We start from the raw sequence: 798 nt of genomic DNA on the forward strand, positions 1-798 counted from the left end.
CCTCGATCCACCGACGTTCTTGGGTGTGAGGGGGTCCGCGGTGTTGTCGGGCTGACTGAGGCGCTGGCTGGTGTTGCGCGCGGCGGAGCCGCGAGCCTCGCTGCCCGTGGTGTTCCACTTGGTCATCTTGTGGCGCCGTGTCGGCGGGTCGGTAGGTGTGGTCAGCCTTGGGGTGGTGCAAGTGCGTGGCTGAACAGTGCTGACCACGCGGTTTCCCAGGGCCAGGCGTCGGGCAGGTGCAGGGTGATTCGTCGTGCGGAGGACGCGATCCTGCCGGGGATACTGACGAGTTTCCGGCGGATCGTGGCGGTCGTCGCGGAGGCAAGGACAGCACCAGTGATGGTGCCGGCGGTGCGGGTGAGGTTGAACGCGATGACGGCCAGAATCAGCCAGGCGGCGTTCGCGGTGAAGATCCCCGACGGGAGATGCGCGAGGGCGGAGTTCTTCAAGTCGGCGTGGACTTGCTCGATAATCGCGTGCCGGCGGTGGACCTGGTCGGCGGTGATCGTGTCGAGGGTGCTGGTGGTGAAGAACGCGTGGAACCGATACGTGTCGAACAGCGTCGGCTGAGACAACTTCTTCTTGTTCAACTCCGGAATCCGCCTGACGACCAGACGCCCTTCGATCCTGTCTTTCTTCGGTTTCGAGGAGAACGCGATGTAAGGGACTTCCGCGACTTCCGCGTCGGAGGTCCAGGTGTCGGTGTCTTGGTCGTAGATCGCGTCGGTGTATTTGATCTTCGTCCAACCGTCGTCGGGGATGGTGCCGATCGCGCGTTTCACCGCGGGGTCTTGCCGG

General features: G+C 64.2%; 1 protein-coding gene. It reads right to left on the minus strand.

Annotated features, from left to right (window positions below; all coding sequences use genetic code 11):
* Positions 1-161: 161 nt before the first annotated feature.
* On the minus strand, positions 162-798 hold a 637-nt coding region (locus B7R24_RS16795; RefSeq protein WP_172583005.1), incomplete at its 5' end, for a transposase.

The sequence above is a fragment of the Subtercola boreus genome, from assembly GCF_003399645.1.
GTDB classification, from domain to species: Bacteria; Actinomycetota; Actinomycetes; order Actinomycetales; family Microbacteriaceae; genus Subtercola; species Subtercola boreus_A.